Origin of the sequence: Gemmatimonas sp. (genome assembly GCF_044376735.1) — a bacterium.
Taxonomy (GTDB): Bacteria; Gemmatimonadota; Gemmatimonadetes; order Gemmatimonadales; family Gemmatimonadaceae; genus Gemmatimonas.
Genome location: NZ_JBILKJ010000248.1, coordinates 1 through 3,079 on the forward strand (window position 1 = coordinate 1; position 3,079 = coordinate 3,079).

A 3,079-nucleotide genomic window follows, 5' to 3' on the forward strand; every position below is an offset into this window, starting at 1 on the left:
AAGCGCTGTTGTTCATCGCGGGCGTGACGCGCAATCAGGCCAAGCAGGAGAACGCCGGGAAGTAGACGGGGCCGGTCGGGTTACGAACTGCAGCTCAGCATCGAACACCCGGCCTTCACCCGCGCCCACTCGGGCCTGCGCGCGGCGAAGTGCGCATACTCCGGCTGATCGTCGTACGGCCGCCGCATGACCTCGAGCAACGTGTGCACGAGTGACGTGTCGCCTGCGGTGGCGGCATCGATGGCCTGCTGCGCGAGATAGTTGCGCAGGACATAGCGCGGATTGACCGCGTGCATCGCGGTCTGGCGTTCGGCCGCACTCCGGCCGTGCTGTTGCACCCGAGCGTGCCAACGACGCAACCACGCGTCGAGGGCGTCGGCCTTGGCGTCGCGCTTGGCCTCGTCGTAGAACACGTCGCCGAGCAGGCGGCTGGGATGTTCACCGGGGAGCGTGTCACCGATCTCGCCGAGCGCGCGGAAGAACAGCGTGTAATCCACCTCGGCTTCGTACAACAGCGCGAAGCCCTCGCGCACCACCAGCTGTTCCGCCTCGCCGCGCGCCGTGAACCCGAACTTGGCGGCGTTCATCGCTTCGTACTCGGCCAGGTACACGTCGCCGAACCGCTCAAGGGCGCGCTGCAGGGCGTCGCCCGTCTCGAAGAGTGGCGCGATAGCTTCGGCGAGGCGCACGAGATTCCACTGCGCGATGGCCGGCTGCTGTCCGAAACGATACCGGCGCATGCTGGCATCGGTGGTGTTGGGTGTCCACGTCGGGTCGAAGTTGTCGAGCCAGCCGTACGGTCCGTAGTCGATCGTGAGTCCCAGAATCGACATGTTGTCGGTGTTCATCACGCCGTGCACGAAGCCCACGCGCATCCAGTGCACGATCATGTGCGCGGTGCGTTCGCACACGTCGGCGAACCACGCCACGCGACGCTCGGTGGTCTCGGCGATGCCAGCCAACTGCGGGAAGTCACGCGCGATGGTGAAATCGACAAGCTGGGCCAGCAGCGCGAGGTCGTCACGCGCGGCGAGAATCTCGAAGTTGCCGAAGCGGATGAACGACGGCGCCACGCGACAGACAATCGCCCCCGGTTCGGGGGCCGCGTTGCCGTTGTAGAACATGTCGCGCACGACGCTGTCGCCGGTGGACACCAGCGACAGCGCGCGGGTGGTGGGGACGCCCAGATGATGCATCGCTTCGCTGCACAGGAATTCGCGGATCGACGAGCGCAGCACGGCGCGCCCATCGGCCGTGCGCGAATAGGGCGTGGGGCCGGCGCCCTTGAGCTGCAGTTCCCAGCGCTCGCCGGCGTCGTTCAACACTTCGCCCAGCGACATGGCCCGTCCGTCGCCCAGCTGACCGGCCCAGTTGCCGAACTGGTGCCCGCCGTAGCAGGCGGCGTAGGGGGTCATACCCGGCAGCAGCGCGTTGCCGCCGAACACGTGAGCAAATGCCGGCGACTGCACGTCGTCTTCGGCGATACCCACCAGAGCGGCCACCTCGTGCGCGTGGGCCAGCAGGCTGGGGTCGGCGACCGGTGTTGGCTCGGCTGCGCTCCAGGCGGCGCCGAGCACCTGCCGGCGCCGGTTCGAGCGATCGGGGTCGCCCGGCAGTTCGGTTACGAAGCGGTTGTCGAAACGGAGAGTGTCCACGCTGGCAAAAATAGGGACGCCCTCCCTGTCGGGCACACCCGTGTCGGGCACTCCGCGCACTCGTTCTGTGTATATCCTCCACTATGTCAGCCTTCAAAAAGCCTTCCGTCGACGAACTGGCTCGGACGCTCACGCGCGAGCAGTTCACGGTCACCCAGCAATCGGGCACCGAACCGCCGTTCCGCAATGCGTTCTGGGATCACCACGAAGACGGCCTCTACGTCGATATCGTGAGTGGTGAGCCGCTGTTTTCGTCGCTCGACAAATTCGACTCCGGCTGCGGCTGGCCGAGCTTTACCAAGCCCGTGGCGCCGCAGGTGCTGGAGAAGGAAGACCGCTCGCATGGCATGCGCCGGGTGGAAGTGCGGTCGAAGGACGCCGATTCGCATCTGGGGCACGTGTTTGACGACGGCCCGCGCGAAGCTGGTGGGCTCCGTTACTGCATCAACTCCGCATCGTTGCGCTTCATTCCGCTCGAGCAGCTCGACGCGGAAGGGTATGGCGAGTTCCGTCGGCTGTTCGTATGAGCGACCGGAGAACCGAAGTCGCGATTCTCGCCGGGGGTTGCTTCTGGGGCGTGGAAGAGATTCTGCGCGCCGTTCCGGGTGTGCTCGACACCGACGTGGGGTACACGGGCGGTTGGGTGGAGCACCCGGTGTACGACGACACGCACGACAGCGCATCGGGGCACGCGGAAGCGGTGCGCATTGTGTTTGACCCGACCGTGTTGAGTTTTGCGTCACTGCTCGAGGATTGGTTCTTCCGCTTGCACGATCCGACCACGCTGAACCGTCAGGGCAACGACGTGGGGACGCAGTACCGGTCGGCCATCTTTTATACCACGCCCGAGCAGCGCGACACGGCGGAGCGCGTGAAGGCGCGCGTGGCGCAGTCCGGGCTGTGGAAGCGGCCGATCACGACGGAGATCGCGCCGGAAGCCACGTGGTGGACGGCCGAGGGCGAGCATCAGGATTTCCTGCAGAAGAATCCGTACGGGTACACTTGCCATTACATGCGGTAGGTCTGACCGACGAACAGCAACGGCGAACCGCCAGAACACGGATGACACGGAGCTCACCGAACCAACACGGATAAGCCAACAGCGCTTTTCGCTTATCTGTGTTGTTTCCTTCGTATCGGTGTCATCCGTGTTCTGGCGGTTCGCGGTTGCGATCTCGCCGTTGAGCACCGCTGCTGGCCGCGCGACGGATACAACTGCCATTCCATGCGGTAGGTCTGGTCTGCGGACGGCACCGGCGAACGGCACCGGCGAACAGCAACGGCGAACGGCCAGAACACGGATGACACGGAGCTCACCGAACCAACACGGATAAGCCAACAGCGCTTTTCGCTTATCTGTGTTGTTTCCTTCGTATCGGTGTCATCCGTGTTCTGGCGGTTCGAGGTTGCGATCTCGCCGTTGA

General features: G+C 65.0%; 3 protein-coding genes. 2 read left to right on the forward strand and 1 reads right to left on the reverse strand.

What is annotated here, in order from left to right; all coding sequences use genetic code 11:
- Positions 1 to 80 precede the first annotated feature (80 nt).
- Positions 81 to 1,655 carry a YdiU family protein gene (locus ACIRA7_RS16190; protein WP_396221869.1) on the reverse strand — a complete coding sequence of 525 codons (1,575 nt, stop codon included), beginning with the start codon at positions 1,653 to 1,655 and terminating at the stop codon, positions 81 to 83.
- Positions 1,656 to 1,738: 83 nt separating this feature from the next.
- Between ACIRA7_RS16190 and msrB the strand changes: the two genes are divergently transcribed.
- Both msrB and msrA read left to right on the forward strand, forming a co-directional pair.
- Positions 1,739 to 2,182 carry a peptide-methionine (R)-S-oxide reductase MsrB gene (msrB, locus tag ACIRA7_RS16195; RefSeq protein WP_396221870.1) on the forward strand — a complete coding sequence of 148 codons (444 nt, stop codon included), beginning with the start codon at positions 1,739 to 1,741 and terminating at the stop codon, positions 2,180 to 2,182.
- Complete coding sequence (gene msrA, locus ACIRA7_RS16200; protein WP_396221871.1) at positions 2,179 to 2,676, forward strand: peptide-methionine (S)-S-oxide reductase MsrA; 498 nt, start codon at positions 2,179 to 2,181, stop codon at positions 2,674 to 2,676. The genes msrB and msrA overlap by 4 nt, the downstream gene beginning before the upstream one ends.
- Positions 2,677 to 3,079: the final 403 nt, after the last annotated feature.

Bases quoted from the DNA above. Each gene is read 5' to 3' on its own strand.
- msrB (WP_396221870.1), top strand. From the start codon at position 1,739: ATGTCAGCCTTCAAAAAGCCTTCCGTCGACGAACTGGCTCGGACGCTC.
- msrA (WP_396221871.1), top strand. From the start codon at position 2,179: ATGAGCGACCGGAGAACCGAAGTCGCGATTCTCGCCGGGGGTTGCTTC.